Annotated in this window: 24 protein-coding genes; 7 read left to right on the forward strand and 17 right to left on the reverse strand. The window is 66.6% G+C overall.

Translation table 11 applies throughout. The features are described from left to right. Window positions 1–79 precede the first annotated feature (79 nt). A complete protein-coding gene (locus tag ABZX86_RS36335) occupies window positions 80–664 on the reverse strand; it encodes a flavodoxin family protein (RefSeq protein ID WP_355130357.1) in 585 nt (194 codons plus the stop codon). 141 nt (window positions 665–805) lie between these two features. Between ABZX86_RS36335 and ABZX86_RS36340 the strand changes: the two genes are divergently transcribed. Continuing rightward, window positions 806–1573 (forward strand): TetR/AcrR family transcriptional regulator, encoded by a 768-nt coding sequence (locus ABZX86_RS36340; protein WP_355130359.1) that lies wholly within the window; start codon window positions 806–808, stop codon window positions 1571–1573. A gap of 268 nt (window positions 1574–1841) precedes the next feature. Here the strand turns inward: ABZX86_RS36340 and ABZX86_RS36345 are convergent, their stop codons facing one another. Then, complete coding sequence (locus ABZX86_RS36345) at window positions 1842–2984, reverse strand: acyl-CoA dehydrogenase family protein (protein ID WP_355130361.1); 1143 nt, start codon at window positions 2982–2984, stop codon at window positions 1842–1844. 68 nt (window positions 2985–3052) lie between these two features. Here ABZX86_RS36345 and ABZX86_RS36350 point away from each other — a divergent pair, with 68 nt between their 5' ends. Further along, entirely contained in the window at window positions 3053–3646 is a 594-nt protein-coding gene (locus tag ABZX86_RS36350) for a TetR family transcriptional regulator (RefSeq protein ID WP_355130363.1), read from the forward strand. A gap of 95 nt (window positions 3647–3741) precedes the next feature. After that, complete coding sequence (locus tag ABZX86_RS36355) at window positions 3742–5220, forward strand: FAD-binding protein (RefSeq protein ID WP_355130365.1); 1479 nt, start codon at window positions 3742–3744, stop codon at window positions 5218–5220. A gap of 7 nt (window positions 5221–5227) precedes the next feature. Here ABZX86_RS36355 and ABZX86_RS36360 read toward each other — a convergent pair whose 3' ends face one another. Beyond that, window positions 5228–5974, reverse strand: coding sequence for a serine protease (locus ABZX86_RS36360; protein ID WP_355130367.1), 747 nt, complete (start codon window positions 5972–5974; stop codon window positions 5228–5230). Between the two features lie 103 nt (window positions 5975–6077). Between ABZX86_RS36360 and ABZX86_RS36365 the strand changes: the two genes are divergently transcribed. Both ABZX86_RS36365 and ABZX86_RS36370 read left to right on the forward strand, forming a co-directional pair. Then, window positions 6078–6569, forward strand: a complete 492-nt coding sequence (locus tag ABZX86_RS36365) for a pyridoxamine 5'-phosphate oxidase family protein (RefSeq protein ID WP_355130369.1) — start codon at window positions 6078–6080, stop codon at window positions 6567–6569. A gap of 140 nt (window positions 6570–6709) precedes the next feature. Next, on the forward strand, window positions 6710–7435 hold the full coding sequence (locus tag ABZX86_RS36370; RefSeq protein WP_355130371.1) for a helix-turn-helix transcriptional regulator: 726 nt from the start codon (window positions 6710–6712) through the stop codon (window positions 7433–7435). Between the two features lie 4 nt (window positions 7436–7439). Here ABZX86_RS36370 and ABZX86_RS36375 read toward each other — a convergent pair whose 3' ends face one another. The 11 genes from ABZX86_RS36375 to ABZX86_RS36425 all read right to left on the reverse strand — a co-directional run bounded on the left by ABZX86_RS36375 (window position 7440) and on the right by ABZX86_RS36425 (window position 17652). Continuing rightward, window positions 7440–7832, reverse strand: a complete 393-nt coding sequence (locus tag ABZX86_RS36375; protein ID WP_355130373.1) for a VOC family protein — start codon at window positions 7830–7832, stop codon at window positions 7440–7442. A gap of 219 nt (window positions 7833–8051) precedes the next feature. Next, window positions 8052–8246, reverse strand: a complete 195-nt coding sequence (locus tag ABZX86_RS36380) for a hypothetical protein (RefSeq protein WP_355130375.1) — start codon at window positions 8244–8246, stop codon at window positions 8052–8054. Window positions 8247–8721: 475 nt separating this feature from the next. Then, complete coding sequence (locus ABZX86_RS36385; RefSeq protein WP_355130377.1) at window positions 8722–9141, reverse strand: hypothetical protein; 420 nt, start codon at window positions 9139–9141, stop codon at window positions 8722–8724. A gap of 205 nt (window positions 9142–9346) precedes the next feature. Beyond that, the gene (locus tag ABZX86_RS36390; RefSeq protein ID WP_355130379.1) at window positions 9347–9982 is read right to left on the reverse strand and encodes a response regulator transcription factor; all 636 of its coding nucleotides are present in this window, start codon (window positions 9980–9982) and stop codon (window positions 9347–9349) included. Between the two features lie 17 nt (window positions 9983–9999). Beyond that, on the reverse strand, window positions 10000–11118 hold the full coding sequence (locus ABZX86_RS36395) for a histidine kinase (protein WP_355130381.1): 1119 nt from the start codon (window positions 11116–11118) through the stop codon (window positions 10000–10002). A 371-nt stretch (window positions 11119–11489) separates the two neighbouring features. Then, the gene (locus tag ABZX86_RS36400) at window positions 11490–12542 is read right to left on the reverse strand and encodes an alpha/beta hydrolase (RefSeq protein ID WP_355130383.1); all 1053 of its coding nucleotides are present in this window, start codon (window positions 12540–12542) and stop codon (window positions 11490–11492) included. Next, a complete protein-coding gene (locus ABZX86_RS36405; RefSeq protein WP_355130385.1) occupies window positions 12539–12964 on the reverse strand; it encodes a hypothetical protein in 426 nt (141 codons plus the stop codon). Before ABZX86_RS36405 ends, ABZX86_RS36400 begins: the two co-directional genes overlap by 4 nt. A 40-nt stretch (window positions 12965–13004) precedes the next feature. Further along, complete coding sequence (locus ABZX86_RS36410) at window positions 13005–14840, reverse strand: NAD(P)/FAD-dependent oxidoreductase (RefSeq protein WP_355130387.1); 1836 nt, start codon at window positions 14838–14840, stop codon at window positions 13005–13007. A gap of 21 nt (window positions 14841–14861) precedes the next feature. After that, window positions 14862–15851: a hypothetical protein gene (locus ABZX86_RS36415; RefSeq protein ID WP_355130389.1), complete on the reverse strand. Its 990-nt coding sequence runs from the start codon at window positions 15849–15851 to the stop codon at window positions 14862–14864. Further along, a complete protein-coding gene (locus ABZX86_RS36420; protein WP_355130391.1) occupies window positions 15848–17383 on the reverse strand; it encodes an NAD(P)/FAD-dependent oxidoreductase in 1536 nt (511 codons plus the stop codon). Before ABZX86_RS36420 ends, ABZX86_RS36415 begins: the two co-directional genes overlap by 4 nt. Beyond that, window positions 17380–17652, reverse strand: coding sequence for a hypothetical protein (locus ABZX86_RS36425; protein ID WP_355130393.1), 273 nt, complete (start codon window positions 17650–17652; stop codon window positions 17380–17382). Before ABZX86_RS36425 ends, ABZX86_RS36420 begins: the two co-directional genes overlap by 4 nt. 185 nt (window positions 17653–17837) lie before the next feature. Between ABZX86_RS36425 and ABZX86_RS36430 the strand changes: the two genes are divergently transcribed. Next, window positions 17838–18509, forward strand: coding sequence for a TetR/AcrR family transcriptional regulator (locus ABZX86_RS36430; RefSeq protein WP_355130395.1), 672 nt, complete (start codon window positions 17838–17840; stop codon window positions 18507–18509). Window positions 18510–18579: 70 nt separating this feature from the next. On the opposite strand, the gene ABZX86_RS36435 is transcribed toward ABZX86_RS36430, so the two are convergent. From ABZX86_RS36435 to ABZX86_RS36445, 3 genes are read right to left on the reverse strand one after another with little or no spacing between them, the layout of a single operon-like run. Then, complete coding sequence (locus ABZX86_RS36435; RefSeq protein WP_355130397.1) at window positions 18580–20709, reverse strand: CocE/NonD family hydrolase; 2130 nt, start codon at window positions 20707–20709, stop codon at window positions 18580–18582. Between the two features lie 47 nt (window positions 20710–20756). Beyond that, entirely contained in the window at window positions 20757–22391 is a 1635-nt protein-coding gene (locus ABZX86_RS36440) for an AMP-binding protein (RefSeq protein WP_355130399.1), read from the reverse strand. A 34-nt stretch (window positions 22392–22425) separates the two neighbouring features. Beyond that, a complete protein-coding gene (locus tag ABZX86_RS36445) occupies window positions 22426–23820 on the reverse strand; it encodes a lipase family protein (protein WP_355130401.1) in 1395 nt (464 codons plus the stop codon). A gap of 199 nt (window positions 23821–24019) precedes the next feature. On the opposite strand from ABZX86_RS36445, the gene ABZX86_RS36450 reads away from it, so the two are divergent. Then, window positions 24020–25153, forward strand: coding sequence for a CaiB/BaiF CoA-transferase family protein (locus tag ABZX86_RS36450; protein ID WP_355130403.1), 1134 nt, complete (start codon window positions 24020–24022; stop codon window positions 25151–25153). Window positions 25154–25455: the final 302 nt, after the last annotated feature.

The raw sequence follows: 25455 nt of genomic DNA on the forward strand, positions 1-25455 counted from the left end.
CGCTTGCACCACGCTCACATTCCGCTGGCGCGTCACCTCAGGGGGATTGGTGGCTGCCACAACACTTCTGTCCGTAGCTCTATGACGCGACCGGATGCTGGTAGCGCAGCGCTTGGGTTGCGACCCGGGCGCCGAGGTGGTGCGCGGTGGTTATGTCGGCGGTGTGGACGGCGTCCGGGCCCTGGTCATTCCAGGTTTGAGCACCCGCGCCCAGGTAGAACCCGAGCCGATTGTCATCGTGTTCACTGCCGGTGGTGGTATTCCAGCCAGGCAGCAAGCCCAGGCTGACCCAGTGCATGCCGTGTTGCGCCGCCAGCAGTGCCAGGTACTGCAGCGTGTGCAGCTTGTCGCCACTCATCGACCCGGAGTTGGTGAAACCGGACGCGAGTTTGTCCAGCCATTGCTGGGTCATCCAGCGCTGGGAGGTCGCTTCGGCGAATGCGTGGAACGCCCCGGATGCCGACCCCATATAGGTCGGTGTTCCGAAGATGATCGCGTCACCGGCATCGAGGATCGCCCACTTGGCGTCGGTCATATCGGCGACGTCGACCATGTCGGCGCGGGCCTCGGGCACCGACTCGATACCGTCTCGAACGGCCTTGGTGAGCTCGAGGGTGTGCCCGTAACCGGAGTAGTAAGCGATGGCGACATGAACGGATGGCATGTTGAAGCCTTTCGGTGGTCGGCGAGAGAGATCTCTGGCGGGCTGTATGTCGCTTCCGTCTCTCGCCGTGTTGACGTTGATAACGTTATGACCGTTACAGTGTCATTGTCAACGTCAACAGTTTTCCGTTATCATCGGATCATGTCACCAGGCGATCGACGCAGCGGTTCGGACGATCAGCGCGAGCACATCCTGGGCGCGGCGGTGAAACTACTCGGCGACGCTGGGCCATCAGGGCTGTCCACCCGGGCGGTCGCGACAGCGGCTGGAGTGCAGACACCGACCCTGTATCGGTTGTTCGGCGACAAGGACGCACTGCTCGACGCGGTGGCCAGCTTCGGTTTCGAGAGCTACCTTGCCGAGAAGCGTGCGTTCGTCCCTAGCCAGGACCCGGTCGAGGATCTGCGCCGAGGCTGGGAGACGCATGTGGAGTTCGGCTTGGCCAACCCCGCCATCTACACGCTGATGTACGCCAACCTACGACCGGACCACCACCCCGCGGCAGTAACGGAAAACCGGGCCATCCTGCGCGGCATGCTCGAACGCGCCAACGAACAAGGGCTGCTCCGGGTACCGGTCGAGGCAGCCATGGTAGCCATCGAGGCGTCCACGACCGGTGCGGTCCTGCACCTGCTGGCCCAGCCGGAACAGGCGCGGGACGCCCAGCTGATCCGGCCACTACGCGACATCGTGCTCGACGCCCTCACCGAGCAAGCCACATCCCGTGCCGATCACCCCATCGCCGATCGCGCCCAGTCGCTACTCGGAATCATCACCCCCGCCGGCAACACCGACCCCGCGACAGAAGCAGGCTTCAGCGTTTTCGAAGCCGGCCTGCTGCGCGAATGGCTCACACGGCTCAACGACGCCTGCCGACCCCGCGGACAGCAGCAACCAGCATCTCGATAACCATTCCGCGTGACCGACAACAACATCCTCAGGCTCGTAGGCTGAGCTCAACGAAACGCCCTGTATTGGCTCCCATGCCGCGCTGTTCGGAAAGGCAGCGCAGCGGCTCGGAAATCAACCGGCAGCCATCTATCTGGCACCGGCCGAACACTGTGCCGTCTGCAGTGAATCCCCCAGTGAGTCGGGCCAGCCGCCGCAGAGGTGTCAGTTCACGCCGGAGGTGGACCAACCTATTCGCGGTGCGCGCGGGTGCTGCGACCTCGCAGAATCAGCGGTCTGCCAGGCTCCTGGCGATGACAAGCCGCTGAATCTGGTTGGTGCCCTCGAAGATCTGGGTGATCTTGGCTTCCCGCATATACCGCTCGACCGGGAAGTCCTGGGTGTAGCCGTAGCCACCGAGGACCTGGACGGCGTCGGTGGTGACCTTCATGGCGGCGTCGGTGGCGATGAGTTTCGCGACGCTGGCCTGGCGGGAGTAGGGGAGGCCGGCGTCGCGGCGGCGGGCGGCGTCTAGGTAGGTGGCGCGGGCGGAGTCGACGGCGGCTGCCATATCGGCGAGCACGAAGCCGAGGCCCTGATGGTCGATGATGGCGCGGCCGAAGGCTTCTCGCTCCTTGGCGTAGGCGACGGCATCGTCCAGGGCGCGCTGGGCGATGCCGGTGGCGACGGCGGCAATGCCGAGGCGGCCGGAGTCGAGCGCGCTGAAGGCGATCGAAAGTCCTTGGCCGGGTGCGCCGATGAGGCGGTCGGCGGGGATGAAGGCGTCGTCGTAGGCCGCGGTGGTGGTGGGGACGGCGCGCAGGCCCATTTTCTCCTCGGGCTTGCCGAAGGACAGGCCCTCGGTATCCGCGGGGACCAGGAAGCAGGAGATACCGCGCGAGCCCTCACCGGTGCGGGCGAAGAGCGTGTAGTAATCGGCCTTGCCGCCGTTGGTGATCCACGCCTTGGTGCCGGTGATGCGGTAGCCGCCGTCGGTCTCGGCGGCCCGGCACCGCAGCGCGGCCGCATCGGACCCGGCATGCGCCTCGGACAGGCTGTAGGCGCCGATCAGGTTGCCGGACAGCATCTCCGGCAACCAGCGCTCCTGCTGCTCCGGGGTTCCGTACCCGAACAGCGGATGGCAGGACAGGCTGTGCACGCTCACCGCGACCGCGACGGCGGCCCAGCGCGCACCCAGCTCCTCGAGCACCTGCAGATACACCTCGTACGGCTGCCCGCCACCGCCGAATTCCTCGGGATACGGCAGGCTCAGCAGCCCGGCCCGGCCGAGCGCGCGGAAGGCTTCCTCGGGATAGCGCTCCTGCTTCTCGTAGGCGGCGGCATTCGGTTCCAGCACCTTGTCCGCGATCTCGCGGGTGAGCTCGAGGAGGTCACGGGCTTCGGACGTGGGCAGCAGGCGGTCGACGGGCATGGTCGAGACATTACGACCAGCACCCAATTGCGTGCAAGGCAGCACGCAATTACAGCTAGACTGACGCGGTGTCAGCCGCCCTGCCCCCGAACAAACACCAGGAGAAGAGCCTGCGTACGCGGGCACTGCTGCTGGACGCCGCCATCGACAGCCTCGCCGAGGTCGGCTACGCCAGCGCCTCCATTGCCGATATCACCGCACGCGCGGGCGTGACGCGGGGCGCGCAGCTGCACCACTTCCACACCCGGCAGGAATTGTTCGCGCAGACCATCGAACATCTGACCCAGCGGCAGCAGGAGGCCTTGCAGCGGCGGGCGCGGACACTGGGCGCGGCACCCGCGGGGGAGATCCTGGTGCAGTTGGTGACCGCACCGTTCGCGGGAAAGCTGGGCAAGGCGGCGGTCGAGCTCTACGTCGGCATCGCCAATGAGCGTGAGCTGCGCCGGAATATGCTGCGCGTGCAGCACGAACTGACGGTCGAACTCCTCGGCGCGTGCGCGCAGCGCATCGATGTCTCCGCCGAACGCCTCGAATCGGCCTTCTGGCTGACCATCAATCTGGTGCGCGGTGCGACCCTCGATGAAATGGTCGGGCGGGATCGATTGCGGCGCAAGCAGGTTCTCGCCGACTGGGCGCGCATGGCCGACGGCCTGCTCGCCTGAAACGGGATGCCTGACGGCCGCGATACACCGGCCGTAAGGACGTTCTGAATACTGCCCGGTGTAGTCCGGGCGCAGCCTCGGGGGAGGGCATCGCCATGGCGATGAATCGGCGGAGCATGTTGCGCGCCACCGCATTGGGCGCGGCGTGCGCCGGCCTGGGACTACGGTCCATATCCGGTGGTGCACCGGAATCAGCTGCGGGGCAGGTGGATTGGAATGCACTGCGGCAGCGCCTCACCGGGACACTCACGCTGCCTGCGGATTCGGACTATGCGACCGCGAAACTGGCCTTCAACCCGCGCTTCGACGACCGGAACCCGGCAGCCGTCGTGCGCAGTGCGAACGCCGCGGATGTGCAGGCGTGTGTCGCCGTCGCTGCGGAGTGCGCCGTGCCGATCGCGGCCCGCAGCGGCGGCCACAGTTACGCCGGATACTCCACACCTGACGCCGGACTGATTGTCGATGTGGGGGCGATGAATTCGGTGCAGGTCGCCGCGGACGGCACCGCCACGATCGGCGCGGGCGCGCGCCTGATCGACGTGTACGCGGGCTTGGCTCAGGCGGGGCGCTGCCTGCCGGGCGGTTCCTGCCCCACGGTCGGCATTGCGGGACTGACCCTCGGCGGCGGTCTCGGCGTGCTGGCGGGCAAATACGGATTGACCTGTGACAACCTGCTTTCCGCGCGGATCGTCACCGCGGACGGCGTGCTGCGCAGGGCCGCCGCCGATTCCGAACCGGATCTCTACTGGGCGCTACGCGGCGGTGGCGGCGGGAATTTCGGCGTCGTCACCGAATTCACCTTCCGGACGGTCGAGGCCCCGCAGCTGGCGGTCTTCCAGGTGCGATTCCCGGATGGAGCATTGACCGAGGTGCTGGGCGCCTGGCAATCGTTCACCCGATCGGCCCCGGACGAATTCTGGTCCACCCTGGGCATTTCCGCCGGGAGCCCACCCTCGTGCCGAATCAATGGCTGCTACGTAGGGGCCGAGGGCGATATGAACGCACTCCTCGACAAGCTGGTGGCGGCCACCGGATCGCAAACCACCAATCGGTACTCCCTATCCCTGGACTACCTCTCGGCAATGAAGTATTTCGGCGGCTGCGCGAATTATTCGACGGAACAATGCCATCCGAGCTGGAATGGCGGCGGTGTGCTCGGCCGGGAATCGTTCACCGCCTCGTCCCGGGTGCTGACCCAGCCCCTGGCGGACCCGAGCCGGCTCACCGACATGCTCACCGGGCGTGCGGGCATGGACATTCTCCTGGACAGTCTGGCCGGGGCCGCAGGCCGAATCGGGGCCTGCGACACCGCTTTCCCGTATCGCGGCGCATTGGCGACCGCGCAGATCTATGTCGGTGCTACCACTTCCGAAGCGCGCACCGCGGTGAGCGAGGTCCGGGACGCGCTGGGAACCCTGGTCGGCAATACCGGGTTCGTGAACTACATCGACCACGACCTGTCGGACTGGTCGACGGCCTACTACGGCGGCAATGCGCCTCGACTGCGCCGCATTGCCGGACAGTACGACCCGCACTGCGTCTTCGGTTTCGATCAGTCGGTGACGAAGATGTGAGCCGGTCTCAGAACGGCGCGGGCAGCCGGGTGTAGACGCCGGGGAATCCCGCCTCGGCCGCGCCCCGGCCCCACGAGGTGAGTCCGACCAGCTTGCCGTCCTCGCCGAGTAGTGGCCCGCCACTGTCGAAGTCGCCGGTATCGGCCTTGGTCGACCCGGCGCACACCATCTCTCGTGCATCGAACGCACCGGGATAGGCATGGGCGCAGTCGGCATCGGTCGCGAACGGCACGGTCGCTCCGCGCAGGCGGATATTCGAGCTGTCACTGTCGGAGGTGCCGCCCCAGCCGAGCACGGTGGCCGAACTGCCCTGCGGTGCGGCGATCTGCACGGTCGGCCGATCCTGCGGCTGAGTCAGCGTCAGCACGGCGACGTCGTGGTGATACACCAGCACCCCGTCCACGTCGTCGGTGCGGAAGTCCGGATCGATACGCACCGCGGTCACGGTCGCGGTGACCCCGTCGCCGGACTGCAGATCCGAGCGCCCGAAGGTGACCGTCAGCCATTCCGGCAGTTGCTGCGCGACCTGCACGCAGTGCGCCGCTGTCAGCACCTGATCGGGTGCGATGAGCGCGCCGCCGCAGAACTGGCCGGACGGGCGTACGAGGTGGAACAGCGGGCTGCCCACCGCCGCGAGCCACGGGTACGCGCTGGCCTGCACCTCACCGCCGCCGACCACCGCACCGGCGGACCCGGGGATCAGGCATCCGATGAGTACCGCGGTGACGACCGCGATCCGGCGAGGGAGAAACACCAGCGCACCTTCCGCGATCGCACGACCAGAACACTTCATTCAAACAGACTCACCGCCGGTGTGCGGACCGGGAGTTGTCGGTGGTCCTGCGTATCGTCGCGGTATGACGTCTTGGACCGAGTTCGCCGAGGCCGCTCCGCGCATCGCCGAGATCTTCACCCGCCGTCACGCCGCCACCGGCAATCTGTGCCTGCTGGCCACCCTGCGCGCGGACGGTTCGCCGCGCATCAGCCCGCTGGAACCCCGCGTTTTCGAGGGTGAACTATGGCTGGTCGGCATGCCCGGCACCACCAAATTCCAGGATCTGGCTCGCGATCCGCGCTTCTGCCTGCACACCGCCACCGTCGATACCGAGGTCACCGACGGTGATGCGAAGCTGTTCGGCGCGGTGCACGATGTGCGGGATCCGGTGCTGCATCAGCGCTGGGCGGAGGATCTCTTCGCCGAGTCCGGTTTCGACCTGCGCGGGGAGGTCTTCGATCGGTTCTACGCCGCGGATATCACCGGCGCCTCCGCCGTCGAGGTCGGGAACGGGCATATGGATGTCACCATCTGGAAGCCCGGGCAGCCGGAACATGTGGTGCGCAAGCACTGATGGGCGTGGAAACACCGATGGGCCCGGCAATCCGAAGGCATGACATGCAATATTGCAGCGAATGCAAGACGGCAGGAGATGCATTCGCGCACGAGGTGCCGAACAGAGCCTCTCGCAACGGGTTTCGTGAGTCGCCACCTGTGGATCTACCGGATGCCGCGGATGTGTATGTGCCGCAGGACTATCGGGAACGCCCCTCCGGCATTCCGGGCGCGGTGGTGTGGACGCGTGACATCACGGCAGACTCGACAGCTCCGGTCCTGCCGGACGGCTGTATGGATCTGCTGTGGATCAACGATCGACTCATGGTGGCAGGCCCCGACACTCGCGCACATCACCCGAGCGCCGGTGGCAACCCGCAGGTGTCCGGCATCCGATTCTTTCCCGGCACGGCTCCGGCATTGCTGGCGATCCCCGCGCACGAATTCCGCAATGCGCGAGTGGATATGGCTGCCGTCTGGAGTCCCGCCCTGCATCGCCATGCCATCGACCTCCTCACCGCTGCGTGCACTCCCACGGCAGGTTTGGAAGCGGTAGCCCGATGGCGCTCTACCGGCGCAGATCCCGTGGCCCCCGCCATGATTCGCATAGTGGCCGAACTCCGCGCGGGCACCCGCGTTGCCGATCTCGCCGACACCCTCGGTCTGGGCACCCGCCGCCTGCACCGCATGTCCCTGGACGCCTTCGGCTACGGCCCCAAAACCCTCGCCCGCATCCTGCGCATGCAACAGGCCTTGGCCCTGGCCCGCTCCGGCACACCCCTGGCCGTCACCGCCGCCCAGGCCGGCTACTCCGACCAATCCCATCTCTCCCGGGAAATCAAAGAATTGGCCGGAGTTCCCCTGACCCACCTGCTACAGCGCTAAGCCTTCACCCAAGCGCCGCATACAAATCCACCCCATTCCCATCCGGATCGTGCACGGTCGCATACCGCTGCCCCCAGAACGCATCGAACGGCTTCAACTCGCCGTGATATCCCGCCCCCACCAATTCCTCGAATATCGCATCGACCTCACCGGTCGTCCCGCAGCGGAATGCCAGCCCCATCCGCCCGCCGCCGCTCCCGGCATTCCACTCCGGATGGAACGACCGAACCGTCGCCTCCGTATCCAATGCCAGCTTGATCCCACCCGCGAGCACCGCCTCGACATGCGGTTCATTGTCCGAACCCTCCGCGAACCCGACCCCGAGCCGCCGATAGAACGCCAGCGACGCACCCATATCGGCAACAACAATTCCGATCACATCCAATTGAAGAGTCATACCCGAACCGTAGGCCCGCCTCACCCCCGCTGTCTTGAAGAAATCGGACGCCGGAGGCCAGCAGAACGCTGTCGTCCCGTCTGAGTCCCGTCGCTCGGCCGTTCCTGCGGGGAACGGAGGCGCTACCTCCTCGGGGTACTCAATATTCGAGCGAACAGGTCGTGGTGGCACTGCGAGGTGTGAGCCGGGCGCACCTCGTTCCCGCGCCCGGCGCCTCGATCAGTGTGCGCGCAGGCCGATGATCAGGCCGTCCTTCGCGCAGATCGAGGGCATGGTGGCGTCGGGCTGGGCATTGCAGCTCCAGCCGTCGACGGTCGCGACATCGGAATCGCTGATCGTGTTCGCGTAGTCGGTGGCCGCGGTGAGGGCGGTGCCGCAGCCGACCCGTCCCGCTGAGGTGCCGACCGCGATCACCTCGCGGGGGTCGCCGCCCGCGTCGGTGATCAGGCCGCAGCTGAGGTCTTCGACCGGCTGAGTAGCGGGTTGCGGCTGAGCTTGCGGTTTCGCGGTCTCGGGCTTGGCGACCGGACGCGGAGCCTGGGTAATCGGACGCGGGGCCTGGGTAATCGGACGCGGGGCCTGAGTGGTCGGACGCGGGGCCTGGGTGGTCGGACGGGGGGGCCGGCGCGGCCGGTGGAGATGTGCCCACAGCCGGCAGGGGAGCCGCGCCCGGAGTGCCGAGGTGGTTAGCGGTTGTGGGAGTGGTGGGACCGGTGGCAGTGACGTCGCCGTCGCAGCCGGTGAGCATTGCGGCGAGTACCGCGGTGGTGGTGGCGATTCCGGCACAGTGGACGAGTTTCATGGACAGTCTCCGATCGGGATGGCTGGATGGGGAGCCTCGGCGACGCGGTGGCGCGCCGAGGGAGTGAGTTAGGTGAGCGTGAGCCGGTCAGGCTGTCGCGCGACGGAAGTGGTTGCTGTTGGAGGTCCACCACATGAGCACGACCGCCGCCAGCACGGCAGCGAACTGCAGCCACCCGTAAAAGCTCCGGACGGCGTCGCCCCACAGCGTGAAGAGGCTGAGGGCTCCGAGCGCGGTCAGCACGATGCGGGCCCAGTTGGCTCCGCGCCGCATGCGAGTGGCGAACCACACCTGGACCAGGCTGAGCACGATAACGAGTCCGGCGGTGGCGGCCAGCACGGTGGTGGATTCACCTGCGGCAGAACCGACTCCGGCGGCGTTCGCGGCACCGCTTCCGATCAGCAGCGCGACCGCGCCGATCATGGTGAACAGCGGCAGCGTGACCCATACGGCGAAGGAGGCGCGCACGGCGGCGGGCACGGTGTTGCGGACGGTGAATGCGGTCATGTGGCACCTCGAAAGTTCAAGTGGCGGAGGCGAATGTGCTGTTCCGATGTCCGGCTCCGCGGGCCTCGTGGGCCGCTCCGTTCATCTTCTGCACATAGATTCGCACCGCTGGCGCCCCGGGAAATCGGCCGCACGGCCGGTCTTCACGGCCGGTATCGGCCATTCGGCTGATAGGCCGGTACTGCCATCCGGACAGCTGACCCGGTCAGTGCATCAGCCCGGATTCCCATATGCGGGCGGCGATTTCGACGCGATTGCGCACGTTCAACCGGGACTGAATGCTGGACAGGTGGGACTTGACCGTGCCGAGCGAGATCACCAAGTCGTCGGCGATCTCGGTATTGGTGCGGCCACGAGCGACCAGTCGCGCCACTTCGGTCTCGCGTTCGGTCAGCTGCGAGACGCCGGTATCCGCGGTCGCGCGCCCAGCGCCTCGGGTGCGTTCGAGCAGCCGCACCGTCAATTCCGGACTGATCAGCGCATCGCCGGAGGCAGCCGCGCGCACGCCGGCGAGCAGCAGCGCCGGACCCGAACCCTTGAGCAGAAATCCGGAGGCCCCGTTGGCCAGTGCGGTGTCGACGTATTCGTCGTGGTCGAAGGTGGTCACGATGACAACGCGCGTGCTGTCGGAGACGGCCTTGGTCACCGCGAGACCATCCAGTCGCGGCATCCGGATATCGAGCAGCGCGACATCGGGGCGGTGCTTGCGAATCGCCTCGACGGCCTCGACCCCGTCCGCGCACTGCGCGACGACCTCGATGTCCTCGGCGGCATCGAGGATCATCGCGAAGCCCATCCGCACCATTTCCTGGTCGTCGGCGAGCACCACCCGGATCGTCACGCTGTGTCCTCCTCTGGTCACTCGGGCGTCGCGCGGGGCAGGGTTGCCAGCACGGTCCACTGCCCGTTCTCGTCCCGGCCCGCCTGGGTAGTGCCGCCGAGCGCGGCGGCACGTTCACCGACCCCGAGCAAACCGTAGCCGCTGCCGCCGCCGATGCCCGCGTCGCCGGTTCCGTCATCGGTGACTCGCAGCATCAGTGTGGTGCTGTCGGCCGTCACCGAAATCTGCACGGTGCGCGCGTCGCCCGCGTGCCGGCGGACATTGGTCAGCGCCTCACCGAGAATTCGATGCGCGGCAATGGCGACCGGCACCGGCAGGTCGATGTCATCGAGGTGCGCCTGGACCTCCGCGCTGCTGGAGCGCGTGAACTCGTCGACGAGTCCGCGCAGCGCCGCGAGGTCGGTCGCCTGCGGTGGCAGTGGTTCCACACCCGGATCGGCACGCAATGTCGACACCATGGCCCGGATCTCACCGAGCGCCCGCAATCCCGAGGATTCGATGCGCTCGAGTACCTGTCGAGTGGTCGTCTCGGCGGTGAGGGAGGCGGCCGCCTGCGCCAGCACCACCATCCCGGTGACCTCGTGTGCGATCACATCGTGCAGCTCGCGCGCCATATCGCGGCGTTCCATCGCCAGCACCGCCTGCCGAGTCTCGCGCGCCCGCAGCCGATTCGACCGCACCAGCAGGCCGATGCCGACCGCGGTGATCACCGCGGTCGCGAGCGCGAGCATGAGGGCGATCCGGAACGAGTCCTGCGGCAGGGACGGTGCGCACACCCAGGGCGCGGTCACCACCGCCAGCGCGATCAGCCCCGTGAGCAGCAGATCGACGGCGGTGCGGATCCGGCTGGCGCTCGCGCCCGCCAGCACGATCAGAGACCACGAAACTGCCAGTGGCCACACACCTTCCACCTCGCGCCCGACCATGACGGTGGTGATTTCACTCGATACCAGGGCAATGGGTATCAACAGTCGTGCCGACGGTGGCTCGGCCCGTGCCACCCGCACCGCGACGGCGGCGTTCACAATTGCCGCGAGCCCGGACGCCAGCGTCACCGAACCCTGCGCGATCAGCGCATCCGCTGTGATCAAGAGCAGCAGCGGCACCACCAGCACGGCGAGCATGACTCGATTCACGTTCCACAGCCTAGGGTTACCGATCGGCATTCCGGATCTTCCGGGCTTCGCGACACGATTCGGCCCGGACACCGAGCCGGAGAGATACATGGGTGGGTTCCAGCCTGTCGGAGTACGGGGATGCCGCCACGACGGTAGGGCTACGATCCGCGCGCCCGCCTCGGCCGATCAGCTGAAGTCCGCAGTGGGCGATCAGCCTTTCGGCCTATGGCCATTGCGGGAGCAATCATCTGGCGGGCGTCGCCTCCTCCGACGCCCGCACGAAACCCGCGCGCCGTTCGCGGGCACGATCCGCACCAACCCTGATAACGGCGCAGGCAACTGACACGTGTGCGGTCCGACCGAGGAAATCGACTGGCCCGCAGACGTATTCAACGGTTCCGAATGAACTCGCCCATTTCGGCCAGTGCCTGCCGCCCCTCCGGAACGATGTCTGCGAAGAGCTGGAAGACGTGGAGCTGACCGGTCCAGAGCTTCAGCTCGGAGGGGACGCCCTGTTCGGTGAGCCGCTGCTGTAGCAGATGTGCGTCGAGGGCGAGGATTTCGCTCTCGGCGGCGTGGATCAGGAAGGGCGGCAGGCCCTTCAGATTCGATCGGATCGGCGACAGTGCGGCGGCCTGCTCGATACCTCGGGCGAGGACGTGATTCGCCATCAGGGCTCCGCCGCTCATCGGCCACGCACCGGCGATGGGGATCATGGGGTCCAGGCGTGCACGCGGGTCGGCGATCTTCTCGGTAGGGTCGAAGTCGATCCAGGGGCTGATGATGGCCAGTGCCGCGGGCTGTGTGAGACCTTCGTCGCGGATTCGCACCGCCATGGCCACCGCGATTGCGGCAGCTCCGGAGTCCGCGCCGATCACCGTCCGCGCCGGATCTGTGCCATTGGCGAGCACGGCGCGATAGGCGGCAAGAGCGTCTTCGACGGCATCGACGAACTCGTGCTCGATCAGCAGGCGGAACTCGACCGTGTAGACCGGTGTCCGCGCCTCCTGCGAGAGCCGGGACAGCATCCGCCGATGCGAGTTGAAGCCGCCCGCGACGAGCCCACCGCCGTGGAACCAGAGGATGGCCGCATTCTCCCGGTCGGCGCCGGGGCCGCTCACGCGCTCGATGCGCGGTGGGCAGCCCGGCAGCGAAAGCAGTTCGACGGAACTACCTTCCAGCGGGCGAACCGGCAAGAGCAGGTAGTCGGACGCGGAGACCAATTTCTGCAGCCACCGCGCCTTCGCCGTACCCTCCGGGCCGACCTTGATCATCATGCCGTAGAGGCTGATCAGCGCGTTCAGCGACGGTTTGATGAAGATCCGGCTCAGGCGCATCAGCGTCCGGGACTGCGGGCTCGCCGGCCCGGGCGTCACGCTGAAGGTGGAGATCGGCTCGGGCGCAGCCTTTTTACGGGGACGAGACTTCCTCGGGGTGGTCATTTTCCGGGCTCCCGCACTCGACTGCGCGCGATACTGGAGTAGTCCAGATTCGTCGGAATACCCTGCCCGTTGAACGGGACCCTGCCCCATTCGTCATCGACGAGTTCGCCCATCGAGCTGAGCGTCGTCCACGCCCACTGCCCGACGCGGGTCTGCAGTAGCTTCGCCCCGATTCGCATCACCACCGGGAATTCGGCAGGCGCTGCCGGGGGATATCCCAGATAATCGAGGCCCGCGTCGAAGACATTCTCGACCACCGCGTCGTGGAAGTACCGCGCGAACAGCGGCCAGACGATCTTGGCGGCGAGCGCGGTGAAGGCCGTATGGGCATCTACCGGCACCTCCCGCTCGTGAAAGTTGCGGGATACTCCGAAGTACTTGTCGTCGAACGCGTAGTGGTAGCGCTCCATCACTTTGGGCATGGTGACTCCTTTGGGCGGAGTTATTGTCTCGGTGGGGGTTTCACAGATGTGAGTGCAGTACGGACTTGGGACCGTGTGGGGTTTTGAGCGCTCGAAACTCGGTCAGTGCGGAGTCGAGGGCTCGGGCCCGCTGAGCGGGTTCGCCGGCCTCGAGAATCGTTTCGGAGGTGAGCTGCGCCAATCCCGCGTCCAGCAATTCCATTGCCGCCGGGTTGTAATCGATGCCCACGCTATTGCGGAGTGCCTCGCGATCGGCGTGGCGGAATAGCAGCCCGAACCGATCAACGGCTCGGCCGAAGCGGCGACGCCGGGGCGAACCGATTGCGGGGAGCGGGTCGCTGGAACCGACACGGGCGAAGCGATAGTCGTTGACGACGTCGAAGGTGTGGTTGTCGTACCAGGCCTTGAGCGTGGACGTGGGCCGGATGAGGGGCACGTCGCCGTGCTCACCGAAGAAGTAGCCCTCCTTCGGATTGCAGTTGTTGTTGAAGAAGGATGTGTACTTCATGCGGCTGAGGCAGAACCGGTAGTAGCGGTCGTTGGCCTCCTGGGTCACCTGGATCTCGGTGGCGCCGCGCTTGCGCGCCTCGACGAGGCACCGAATGAGGTGTCGTGCGGCGAAATCGACGGACAGCGCGTAGGAGTGGCCGGTGAAGCTGTACGGGCCGATCGGCAGGAACGCGTTGGGCGCCGAAGGCACAGTGGCGCCGTGGAATGCCTGGATGCGTATCTCCTGGAACAGCTTCCGCAGATCCTTGCCGTCGCGGCCGTCGATCGGCAGCGGGGGTTGGTCCTCGTAGCCGCGGAAACCGGTTGCCATGACGATCATGTCGACCGGGCGGTGCGTCCCGTCGGTCGACCAGATGCCGTCGGCATCGATGCGGTCGATGCCGTCGGTGACCAGTTCGACGTTGGTGCGAGTGAACGCGGGGTAGTACTTGTTCGACACCGTCGGGAACGTGCAGCCCCAACCAGATCGCGGGGTGAGCCGCTTGCGGAGGTCCGGATCCCTGACGCCTATCCGCAGGTTGAGCAGGCACAGGCGCTCGATGGTCCGGACTATCCAGGGCGCCTTGGTGAAATAGACCATCCCGAATGTCTTCACCAGCTCCGCCGCGGCATGGATGACCAATGCGATGCCCTTGAGCAGACCGGGGAATCGGCGAAACAGCGCGCGCACGAATCCCGGGATCGGCGGATCCGGGCGCGGCATGACCCACACCGGCGTGCGCTGGTAGACGTCGAGCTGTGCGACATCGGGCGCCATCGTGGGAATTACCTGCACCGCGGAGGCGCCGGTGCCGATCACCGCGACCCGTTTGCCTTGATAGTCGTAGTCGTGGTCCCAGCGCGCGGTATGCATGACGGTGCCGGAAAACGATTCCAGTCCAGGTACATCCGCGTATTTGGGTTTTTGCAGGACACCCCAGCCGCCGATGACGAAGCGGCAGGTGACGGTGTTCCCGGTATCGAGATGAGCGCGCCAGAGATGATTGCGCTCGTCATACTCCGCGCCGAGCACCTCGACGCCGAGGATCGCGTGCTTGCGGAGCTGGTACTTCTCGACGCAGTGATCGATATAGCCCTTGATCTCGTGACCGAGCGGAAAGGTCTTCTGCCACTCCGGGTACGGCTCTTCATGGAAGGTGTACAGCATGCCCGGCAGGTCGACAGCGATCCCCGGATAGGTGTTCACATGCCAGGTGCCGCCGAAGTCGGTATCCTTGTCCATCATGAGGAAGTTGTGGATGCCCGCCTGCTGCAGGGCGATTGCCGTGCCGATACCGGCATAGCCGGCGCCGAGGATGGCGAATTCGAAATCAGGTGCTTCGAATTCGTCCACTGGAACCGCGGAGTCGTGGATTGCTGGATTCATCGGGTTCTCCGTTGCTGTCGCCTATATGGAGGCGACGAGGATGGGCATGAGCTTGGAGAGGCGGTGGACTCGGGCCGGCATCGCCTGGGTCTGGGTGGCGTCCACCAGGCGGGGTGCGCCGACAACGCGGCGCTGACCATTCGGAAACTCGATTTCCGCTGTCCCGGCGGCGATTACGTCGTGCACCCAGCGCCGGTTCTTCCCGTACGGCAGCGGGATTGCGACCGTGTCACCGTGGAACAGCGCAACAGCTCGCACGGTCCGGCCGCCGGCCGTGATCGATATGTAGGGGTTGCGCTCGGCCGTCAGTGCGGCCAACCGCCCGGCGATGAACCGGTCGGCGCCACGCAACCGGCTCGGCAGCAGCGCATCGCTGTCATCCGGGCGGCGGGTGAGCATGAGCGGCGCCCAGTGATAGCGCCGTTCTTCCGGGTGCAGGCCGATCGAGTTGAACAGCATCGCCAACTGGTCGTAGAGCCCGATCACGAAGAACAGTTCGGCGAGGCGGCGCTCATCGAGGAAGGGCGACAACTCTTTCCACGTCGCATCGCTGATCAGCCGATCGCGTTGAATTTCGTCGACGGCCCGGATGAGTGCGCGCTGCTCGTCGGTCCAGCCCGGTTGGTCGGGGCCCTGCGTGACTCGTTCGATGGTCTCCGGTGAGACGCCGCCGAGCCGGGACACATGGAAATGGACGTACCACTCGTAGCGGCCGTGCGCATTCCACACCGTGCGCAGAATGACCAATTGGATATTGGGATCGCGCCTGCGGCGCAACGGTGTGATGGACGCGCCGTAGAGGGCCCACGGCCACAGCAGCCAGGGATTGAGCGACAGGGCTTCCGCGCCTTTGAGCGAGGGGGTGCCCAGGACCAGTCCGGCAGCGCGGTGCGCGAGCCAGTTGACCGGACCGACCTTCCGCAGCGCACCGAGTTCGGTTCGCGCCTCAGGAATGTCGAACTGTCCGCCATTGAGCGTGCGTTCCAGGATCGGGGATCCATCGGCGGTCATGCCTGCACCTCCGCACTCCGCTGTGTTCCGGGCTGCGGTCTGCGCGCGGGGAGACTGGTGAACGAGTAGTCGGCTCGGTCGAAGTTGCGCACCGAGAACCAGCTGAACAGTCCGAGACTGGGCCGCAGGAACGGCGCATCGCCGTGCTCGTCGGTGTAGTAGCTGTTGGAACCACTGCAACTCGGACTGTTGAATACCTCGTTGCCGACCTTGCGCAGGGTCTCGGCCAGAAACCGCTGGTGTGCTTCGTGAGTCGGCGCGACGCGTGTCGCGTGCCGCCTGTGCGCCTCGCCGATGACCTTCGCCGCATGGGTCACACCGAGATCGATGGTCCCGAACCAGGATGCGCCCGAGACCCCGTAGGGCCCCGGCACCAGGAACAGATTCGGGAACTGTGGGAGCGTCGATCCCTGATAGGCCTGCTTGCGGTCATCCGCCCAGAGCTGTTCCAGATCGAGGCCGTCGATGCCGCGAATCGTGTACGGCACATCGAACACCTTGAATCCCGTTGCCAGTACTACGGCGTCGACCTTGCGCGTCTGCCCGGATTCGGTGGTGATCCCGTCGTCGGTGACCCGCGCGATCGGATCGGTGACCAGTTCGACGTCATCCCGATTGAACGCGCGCAGATAGGTATTGGAGAACGACGGCCGCTTGCACCCGAACCCGTATGCGGGCGTCAGCTTGCGGCGGATGGCCGCATCCCGGACTTGGATGCGCAGCTGCATCCGGCAGACTGCCGCGATCACCTTGGGCAGGAAGGGGAGTTGCCTGTGGTAGACCGCGCCGAGGATCACGGTGCCGTCGCTGAGCGCGGTCGTCACCAGCCGCACGGTGCGCTGTGCCAGCGGCACCGTGGCGAATATCCATTGCAGCGCACGGGGAATGGGCGGGTTGATCTTCGGCATCACCCAGATGGCGGTGCGCTGGTAGACGTCCAGCTGCGCGGTCTGCTCCGCGATGGCCGGCACGATCTGCAACGCGCTCGCGCCGGTGCCGATCACCGCGACCCGCTTACCGGTGTAGTCGTAGCTGTGGTCCCAGGCCGCCGATCGCAGGACCTTGCCCCGGAAGTTCTCCAGGCCGGGGATATTCGGCCGGACGGGGGTGACCAGCACGCCGTGGCAGGAGATCAGGAACCGTGCGGTGAGCGTCGTGCCGTCGTCGAGGGTCAGCGTCCACCGGTGATAGGTGTCATCGTATTCGGCGATCTCGACGGAAGTGTTGAACCGCAGCCGATCTCGGAGCCGGTACTTGTCGGCGATACCGGTCGCGTACCGCATCAGTTCGGCGCCGGGCGCGAAGGCCCGCGACCAATTCGGGTTCTGGTCGAAGTGATACGAGTAGGTGAAGGACGGAATATCCACGCCCACACCGGGATACGTATTGTCGCGCCAGGTCCCGCCGACATCCTCGCGCCGCTCGACGACGAGGAAATCCTCGATGCCGATCTCCCGGAGCTTGATCGCGGCTCCCATGCCCGCGAACCCCGCCCCGACGATCACGACCTCATGGTCCGGTTGCCCGCTCATCGCGCCGCCTTCGCATTCCAGGCCTGCAGCCCGCCGGGCAGCCACTGCGCGATCATCCACGCCGGGACCAGTGCGTCGTTACCGATGACGTCGACGAGCAGCGTCAGCGCGGCCACCAATACGACTCCGCCGGTCATGATCACCCTGCCGACGGTTCCGCGTCGGGCGCTCTCGGCGGCTACTCGCAGCACCGGCCGCATCAGTGGCAGGCGTCTGAGCCTTGATGCCTGCTGTTGATCGCGTGGGGCTGAATCTGTCGTGGACGCCATTCGGTCACATCCTCACTCGGGTTGTCCGGCAGCCCCCAATAGCTGGCTGACTCGTCAACCGGTTAATTGCGATTCATCCTGACGATCTACGACTGGCGTGTCAACCATGTAATTATTCGCAGGTAGGAGTGAGGTAATTAGCTGCGATGATGCCTTCGTGCGGTCGCGGGCGGTAGGCTGGGCCGGTGACGGCGAAGAACAGTAAGACGGCTGATGTCCGCCCCGCCGGTCCCGGCCGACCCGCGGACCCCGCGCTTGCCGAGCGCCGCCGCCAGCAACTCGTCGAGGCCGCCTATGCGATTTTCGCCGAGCGCGGCTACCACAACACCGGGATCACCGAGATCACGCAGCAGGCCGGACTCGGCCGCGGCACCTTCTATCTGTACTTCAACACCAAGCGCGACATCCTCGACGGTGTCATCGATTTCATCACCGAGAAGATCATTTCGGCGGTCGCGGTGGACGTCGGCACGGAGCAGTTGACCAGCCTCGGAGAATTCGAGGTCCTGATGCGCAGGATTTCCGGCAATCTGTTCGCGCTGCTCGATGAGAACCCCGAACTGTCCACCGTCATGATCCAGAACGGCATGATCGACGAGGCCATCACCTCGCGCATGCTCGCGCTGAGCGATATCTTCCTCGCCGCTATCGAATCGTATGTCATTGTGGGACAAGAGAATGCGGTGATCGATCCCGGCGCGGACAGTTCCTCGATCGCACTGGCCGTCAGTGGATTCGCGATCGCCGGACTACTGCGCGGCCTGCAGCGCCCGTTCCCGCTCGCGGAACGCGAGCGCTATCTGGACACGGGACTCGAGCTCATCAGGGCCTTTGCGGTCAAACCATCCGCGAGGTAGCGGCTCCACCGCCACGCAATCGGCTCGATGTGCGGAATGCCCAGATCGACGGGCGCTACGACCGGGACAGTCAGTGTCGCAACTGGGAGGCGGGGGCCAGCGGTAGCGTCAGGTACGAGGCCGCGCTGTTGTTGCGTTCGAGGTCGTAGGTGCTGCCCAGCAGGGCCGGGTAGTCCTTCGGGTTGAGGATGTGGGTGGGGAAATCGCCGGTGCCGACGGTGATTTGGAGGCGGTGGCCGGGTTCGAAGACGTGGAAGGCGGGGCGGACCTTGATGTTGTATTCGGTCACCTCGCCGGGGACCACGGGCAGCATCGATTCGCGGCTGCCGGGGTGGAAGGCGCCCTGCACGCTGCCGTCCGGGGTACGCCAGGTCCGATCCTCGTCCAGCGCGCGGTAATTACCGGCCAGCTGACCGTCGGTGAGCGCGGTGACGGTGCCGTCCGGTGCGATGTCCTGCACGGTCACATTGAACGCTGACGCCGGTTTGTTGGAGACGGCGTACAGGGTCGCTCCGATGGGCCCGGCCAGGACGGTCGATTCGGTGAACGCGTCGGTGGTGTAGACCGGATTCACCAGTACCGGAGGCACATTCGGCTCCGCGGGGAATTGCGCGCACGGATCGTCCACACCGATCAGGGTGGTCAGCAACTGGTATACACCGGCGAAGTTGCGGGAGAAGGACGCGTTGCAGACGGTGCCCGCATTGATCGGGGTGAAATCGAGGCGGTCCGAGCCGGCGGCATCGGCCGGCTTGTCGGCCGAAAGCTGGCCGCCCCCTGCGAGATACAGGCGCTTGGCGGGGGCTTCGCGCACCGGGTAGGTAGCGCTCTCGATGACATTGCCATTGACATCGATGGCGTGCAGCGGGGTCTTGGTCTCGTCGATGCCGTTGTGGTCGTTCTTCAGCCAGCGGTCGAACCAGGCCAGCTCGATCGCGTGCATATCCACGTCATTGGTAGTGCGCTGGCTGCCGGGCTGGATGTGAAACCACGGGCCCGTGAGCATTTGATAGCGGCCGCTCGACTGGGCGTCCGCGGGCATCGGGCCGTTGTGCGAGCGTCCGGCATAGGCGTTCTGTAATCCGGCGAAGGTACGCGGGGTGCCGTCCTGCAGCAGGTCGTACTGCCCGCCGATCAAATAGGTCGGAATGTCGTTGCGGGCAATGTTTTCCACCACATTGTCGATGGCGCGCGACTCCCAGTACGGGCTGTTGTACAGCTTGTCGCCGTCGAGCAGCGCATTGATGACCGACGGCCAGGTGCCGCTGTCGCGGAAGTGTGAGATCAGGTGGTCGACGAAGACGCTGAGCATCTTGTCCGGCTGCTGGTACAGGCCGAGGATCGGGTCGATCTGCGGCAGCGCGGTGACCGGAACCTCGAGGATCGCGGCGAGGAAGGAGATATTGAGGAATCCGTCGTGGTCCAGCAGATCCTGGAACATATGGTTGCCGGGCATGAGCGGGAACAGTGCCTTGATCGGCGAACCGGGTTCCATGACCCCGGCGGTGAGCAGTTCGCTCATGCCGAGGTACGACAGCCCCCACAGACCGATCTCACCGGTCGAATCGGGCAGCGCCGCAGCCCAGTTCACCACCCGCTTGGAATCCTCGCGTTCCTGCGGCTGCAGAATGCTCCACTGTCCGCCGGAGGATCCGGTGCCCCGGATATCGACGACGACGCTGATGTAACCGCGCTTCACGAAGTAATCGCCGTACCCGGCGGCGTCGGTGATCTGCTTGGCGACGTCGATGACGGACGGCAGTGCGTTCTGCAGGAGCGGGCCGATGCCGTCGTAGGACAGCAGCCGCAGGAACCCCTCGCTGTCTTTGCCGTAGGCGGTCTGGGTCAGGACGATCGGGAACGGTCCCGGTGCGGGCGCGCCGGACGCATCGGTGGGATAGCGCACGTCGGCGCGCAGCACCACACCGTCCGCCATCGGGATCTCCACATTCTTGTGCTCGCCGACGCCGTAGCTCTCCGGTCCGGGATTCCAGCCGTCCGGTAATCCGGTGCGAGAGTTCGCCTTCGGGAACGCATCACCCGATGCCGGGACAGCGCCCGCGGGCAGGGTCGACGACAGCGCCGCCGCGACGACCATCGCCCCGACGACTGCGGCCCTGCGGAAGGTTCGTGTGCGCGCCCGGGTGGCGGCGGTGCGGTATCGCACCGGCGCGCCTGCGGAGGCGATGGCTATCTTCATTGATCACCTATCGGTCATCGCGAACCCGTTGGCTCGCAGCGTGTTTCCTAGTGGGAGGCGCCGGGTGCGGCCGGCTCGCCGGTGAGATCGCGGCGCAGCAGCTTGCCGGTGCTGGTGCGGGGGAGTGCGTCGACGAAGCTGACGTCCCGGGGCACCTTGAACCGCGCCAGATTGGCCTTCACGTAGGCCCGCACCGCATTGCCGTCCAGGGCGGCGTCCGGCTGCAGCACCACGAAAGCCGCGAGGCGCTGGCCGAATTCGTCGTCCGGCACCGCGATGATGGCGGCCTCGGCGATGTCCGGATGCGCGTAGAGCAGTTCTTCGATCTCGCCCGGGAAGACGTTCTCACCGCCGGAGACGATCATGTCGTCGTCGCGGCCGTCGATGAAGAGCCGGCCACCGGCATCCCAGTGGCCCACATCGCCGGACGAGAGCAGACCGTCGATCGATTTCTTGTTGCCGCCGCCGGAGTAGCCGGTGAAGGACAGCAAACTGCGGCAATAGACGGTGCCGCGCTGCCCGGGTTCGGTGACGAGCGCGCCGTGGTCGTCGTACAGGCGGACGGTGCACATGGTCGGCGGCTTGCCCACCGTGCCCGGCGCCGCTCGCCAGTCCGCCGGTGTCGCGATGGTCGCGACACCGACCTCGGTGGAGCCGTAGAAGTTGTAGAGCACCTCGCCGAACACCTCGGTCGCGGCATCGCCGAGTGCCGCGGGCAGGGCCGATCCGGCGCTGAAGATCACCGTCAGACTGGAGAAGTCGTAGCGGCCCAGCGTCTGCGGGCCGAGCTCCAGAATGCGGCGCAGCATGGTCGGGACCAGCACCAGCACCGCCGCGCGCTGCTCGGCGACGGCCGCCAGGGTGGCTTCGGCGTCGAATCGCCTGCGCAGCACCACCGTCGAGGCCAGCGACAGCGCCATCAGGAATTGGTTCAGCGCGGTGCCGTGGAACAGTGGTGCGGCCAGCACCAGGGTCTGATTGCGGCGCAGCGGAATTCGCTCCAGCAGCCCGGCCGCGGCGAGCGGTGACCGCACCTGGCGGGGCACGCCCTTGGGAGTACCGGTGGTGCCTCCGGTCAGCAGCACGAACCCGCCCTGGCTCGCGGGCGGCGGCAGTTCGGCGGGGGAGTGTCCGGCGATCAGCCCGGCCACCGTCGGCAGGTCACCGGCGCTGTCGTGCATGGCGAGCACACGCCAGACCTGCGGCGGCAGCACCGTCATCAGGTCGGCGAATTCCTGGTCGTAGACAACGACATTCACGCCTTCGCGCACCGCGACATCGGCCAGCTGCGGTCCGGCGAACCCGGTATTGAGCAGCACCAGCCGGGCCCCCGCCTTGGCGGCGGCGAGCATGGTGTCGACCAGTTCGCGGCGGTCCCGCACCAGGGAGCCGACGGTGCTGCCGGGGCCGATCCCCTGTGCCGCGAAGCCGCGGGCCAGCGCATTACTGCGTTCGTCGAGCTCGCGGTAGGTGAGCGAGCCGAGTTCGTCGATCACCGCCACCCGATCGGGCTCGCGCAGTGCCGACATGCGGACCGGTCCCGCAATGGGTCCCCACTGCCGGACCAGGCGCGCGGCTCGTGCCGTATCCGCCGGGGCCAGCAGATTGATCAATCCGGCGCGCTGCAATACGCCGACCGAGTGCGCATTGACCGCGAGGGCGCGGGCGGCTGCGAAGGACATCGATACTCCGTCCAGAGTCGTATTCGGAAGAGAATTACTGCTGGCCGATGGCCTGTCCGACCAGGGCCTGTGCCATGGGCGGCAGAATGTCGCCGAGTGCCTGGCCGAATGCCGGATCGGTCAGCGTGGTGGTCGGATTGGTGATGGTGCAGCCGCTGGGCGCGGGAACTCCATTGAGCCGGTCGCGCAGCCAGTTGAAGGCGCCGGGCAGATGTGTGACGACTCCGGAGATGTGTTCGGCCGCGAATTCCCGCACGTAGGTGACGCTGGGCGCACCGTCACGGCAATACTTGTCGATCACGGCGTCGGTTCCCGCGATCGGGAGCAGTTCGTCGTTCTGCGCATGGTAGAAGTACACCGGCAGGGTGGGTGTGCGCTGGCCCAGTGAATTGTCCGCGATGGCGTTCCGAATCTCCGGCAGCGCAAGCGGATCGGTGCCCTGGAAGGTGCCGAGGTAGTTGAACCCCGGGAACAGCAGCGCCCCCTGCGGATGGCACAGCACCTTCTTCGATCCCAGGACGAGCTGGCCGAACACATCCACCCGGTCGCGCAGCACCTGCGCCATATCCGGGTACTCGCTGGCCAGTCCGACGAATGCGGTCGAGATCAGCCCGGCGTAGACGCCATTGTTGTTGTGCCGCACCACTGCTGCGTAATCGGTCGGCGCCGTGCCGCCCGCCGCAGTGCCCACGATATTCAGTTCGGGTGCATAGCTGTCCTTGATTTCGGGGACGAATGCGGTCGGGATCGTGCCGCCCGAATAGCCCCACAGTGCGGTCGGCGTACTCGCGCCGCTCAACTGCGCGGGTTCGAAATTCTCGGCAGCCCGAATGCCGTCGAGGGTGGCCTGTGCATTCATTCGCGAGGCGCCGTAGGCCGAATTGGCGCCCTCGTAATCCGGAATCGCGACCGTCCAGCCCTGGCCGATGCCCGCGGCGACGGGGATGAGTGTTTCGGCCGCATTCACGTAATCGACTGGCACAGCGCCGGATTGGATGACATACGAGGGCGCGCAGTACTGTGCCCCGGCGTCCTCGGCGATCTGGTACGACAGCAGCTTGCGGCCGCCGGCGGGCGCTTCGCCGCGTGGCTTCAGGACCGTCGTCACGGTGGCGATGGCCTCGCCGTGGCTGTTGTTCGTACGGTAGAGCAGCTGCCAGGCATCGACATTCACCGGCAGCAGGCCGAAGAAGGCGGGGTTTATCCGGCGCACGCGCAGAATCTCGCCGGGCTGTGCCGCGGCGACGATACCGGCCGCCGGTCGATAGAAATCGTCCAGCTCGGGCGGCAGGGTCAGGGCCGGCGCCGGTTCGATCCGCACCCCGGCCTGATCTCCCGGTGCCGCCTGGGCCGGAACCGTTGTGATCCAGGGCGTCAGCACTGCGATGACGCCCATGGTGAGGACGCGCCCGACTCTGCGCACGTTCATCCTGATTGCCTTTCCCGAATGAATGATGGAATTCGATGCCCGACTCTCCCCGTCGCGGTCATCGCAGCAGTGAGCGTAGACACCTGTTGTGCGCTTTGACCAGGGCAAACCGCACTATTTCGGAATTGAGCGCTGCGGTCATACTTTCCGAGAGCTGCGGTCCTTCCACTACGGCTCGGCAATTCCTAGGGTCGGGATCATGGGACCGCTGGAGGGTGTCAAAGTGCTGGAAATGGCCGGGCTCGCCCCGTCGCCGTTCGGCTGCATGGTTCTCGCCGATCTCGGCGCGGAAGTATTGCAAGTCAAACGTGGCGGCGGCGGTGGCGGGCTCATGCAACCGGACGGGCCGTTCGACCGCGGCAAGCAGATGATCACGATCGATATGAAGAGCCCCGACGGCAAGGCGTTGTTGCTCGAATTGGTCAAGCGGGCCGACGTTTTCATCGAAGGGTTCCGGCCCGGGGTGGCCGAGCGCCTCGGCATCGGGCCCGACGAACTGCTGGCGCACAATCCGAGGCTGATCTACGGCCGGATGACCGGCTGGGGTCAGGACGGTCCGCTCGCGCCGCGCGCCGGGCACGACATCAATTACATCGCGCTCGCCGGCGCCCTCGAACCCATCGGACGGGCCGGTGAACGCCCGCACGCTCCGCTCAATCTGATCGGCGACTTCGCCGGTGGCGGCATGCTTTTGGCCATGGGCGTGATGGCGGCGCTGTACGAGCGGGAGCGCTCGGGCGCCGGCCAGGTCATCGACGCCGCCATGATCGACGGGGCCAACCTGCTCATGTCCTTCCTGCACGGCTTCCACGCGACCGGCGGGTGGGCCGGGGGACGCGGTGCGAACATGCTCGACGGCGGTGCGGCGTTCTACGACACCTACGAGTGCGCCGACGGCAACTACGTCGCCGTCGGCTGCGTGGAACCGCAGTTCTATCAAGAGTTGCTGGTTCTGCTCGAAATAGATGAGCGGGCAGCGGAATTGGCGCTCCAATTCGATCCGAACGGCTGGGAGCACGCGCGGGGTGTGCTGGCGGCGAAGTTCAAGGAGCGCACCCGGGACGAATGGGCCGAGCTGTTCGCCGATTCCGACGCCTGTGTCTCACCGGTGCTCTCGCCCTGGGAGGCGCACGAGCACCCGCACAATCGGGCACGCGGGGCCTTCATCGAGGTGGACGGTCTGCGCCAGCCCGCCCCCGCGCCGCGCTTCAGCCGCACCGGCAATGACGTTCCCGCCGGCAAGATCGAGGGCGATCCCGTCGGCAGCCTCGGTGCCTGGGGCATCGCCGCCGACCGCGGCGCCGCTCTCCACGCGGCCGGTGCGGTGCACTGATCCGAGGCGCCGTGTGCCCGAAGCGGGCCGCCGCAACGGACGGTGTCGGCCGGGTAGCGGCGCCAGCCGATCGCTCCGGCCCGCCGTTCGCTGGGGGACGGCGGGAGCGGTGGCGATCGGCTGCGCGCTGCTATGGTCTGCCGTGGTTGCCTGCGGTTCCCCGCCGTCGAATCATCAACAGCGGGTGGATGTTCCGCCCGGGGGTCGGGGCCGAATAGGCGGGTGCCGGTTATCGGTGTCTGCGGGCGGTGTCGGTGCTGGTGCCGAGTCCCTCCACCACCATCGAAAGTGCGATAGCGCGG

It is taken from the genome of Nocardia sp. NPDC006630, from assembly GCF_040611495.1.
Classification (GTDB): domain Bacteria; phylum Actinomycetota; class Actinomycetes; order Mycobacteriales; family Mycobacteriaceae; genus Nocardia.

Excerpts from the sequence above, each read along its gene's own strand:
- ABZX86_RS36400 (WP_355130383.1), bottom strand. The coding sequence starts at position 12,542 with ATGACCACCCCGAGGAAGTCTCGTCCCCGTAAAAAGGCTGCGCCCGAG.
- ABZX86_RS36355 (WP_355130365.1), top strand. The coding sequence starts at position 3,742 with ATGGCGATGAATCGGCGGAGCATGTTGCGCGCCACCGCATTGGGCGCG.
- ABZX86_RS36450 (WP_355130403.1), top strand. The coding sequence starts at position 24,020 with ATGGGACCGCTGGAGGGTGTCAAAGTGCTGGAAATGGCCGGGCTCGCC.
- ABZX86_RS36375 (WP_355130373.1), bottom strand. The coding sequence starts at position 7,832 with ATGACTCTTCAATTGGATGTGATCGGAATTGTTGTTGCCGATATGGGT.
- ABZX86_RS36440 (WP_355130399.1), bottom strand. The coding sequence starts at position 22,391 with ATGTCCTTCGCAGCCGCCCGCGCCCTCGCGGTCAATGCGCACTCGGTC.
- ABZX86_RS36345 (WP_355130361.1), bottom strand. The coding sequence starts at position 2,984 with ATGCCCGTCGACCGCCTGCTGCCCACGTCCGAAGCCCGTGACCTCCTC.
- ABZX86_RS36425 (WP_355130393.1), bottom strand. The coding sequence starts at position 17,652 with ATGGCGTCCACGACAGATTCAGCCCCACGCGATCAACAGCAGGCATCA.
- ABZX86_RS36420 (WP_355130391.1), bottom strand. The coding sequence starts at position 17,383 with ATGAGCGGGCAACCGGACCATGAGGTCGTGATCGTCGGGGCGGGGTTC.
- ABZX86_RS36415 (WP_355130389.1), bottom strand. The coding sequence starts at position 15,851 with ATGACCGCCGATGGATCCCCGATCCTGGAACGCACGCTCAATGGCGGA.
- ABZX86_RS36445 (WP_355130401.1), bottom strand. The coding sequence starts at position 23,820 with ATGAACGTGCGCAGAGTCGGGCGCGTCCTCACCATGGGCGTCATCGCA.
- ABZX86_RS36385 (WP_355130377.1), bottom strand. The coding sequence starts at position 9,141 with ATGACCGCATTCACCGTCCGCAACACCGTGCCCGCCGCCGTGCGCGCC.
- ABZX86_RS36435 (WP_355130397.1), bottom strand. The coding sequence starts at position 20,709 with ATGAAGATAGCCATCGCCTCCGCAGGCGCGCCGGTGCGATACCGCACC.
- ABZX86_RS36405 (WP_355130385.1), bottom strand. The coding sequence starts at position 12,964 with ATGCCCAAAGTGATGGAGCGCTACCACTACGCGTTCGACGACAAGTAC.
- ABZX86_RS36335 (WP_355130357.1), bottom strand. The coding sequence starts at position 664 with ATGCCATCCGTTCATGTCGCCATCGCTTACTACTCCGGTTACGGGCAC.
- ABZX86_RS36365 (WP_355130369.1), top strand. The coding sequence starts at position 6,078 with ATGACGTCTTGGACCGAGTTCGCCGAGGCCGCTCCGCGCATCGCCGAG.
- ABZX86_RS36340 (WP_355130359.1), top strand. The coding sequence starts at position 806 with ATGTCACCAGGCGATCGACGCAGCGGTTCGGACGATCAGCGCGAGCAC.
- ABZX86_RS36410 (WP_355130387.1), bottom strand. The coding sequence starts at position 14,840 with ATGAATCCAGCAATCCACGACTCCGCGGTTCCAGTGGACGAATTCGAA.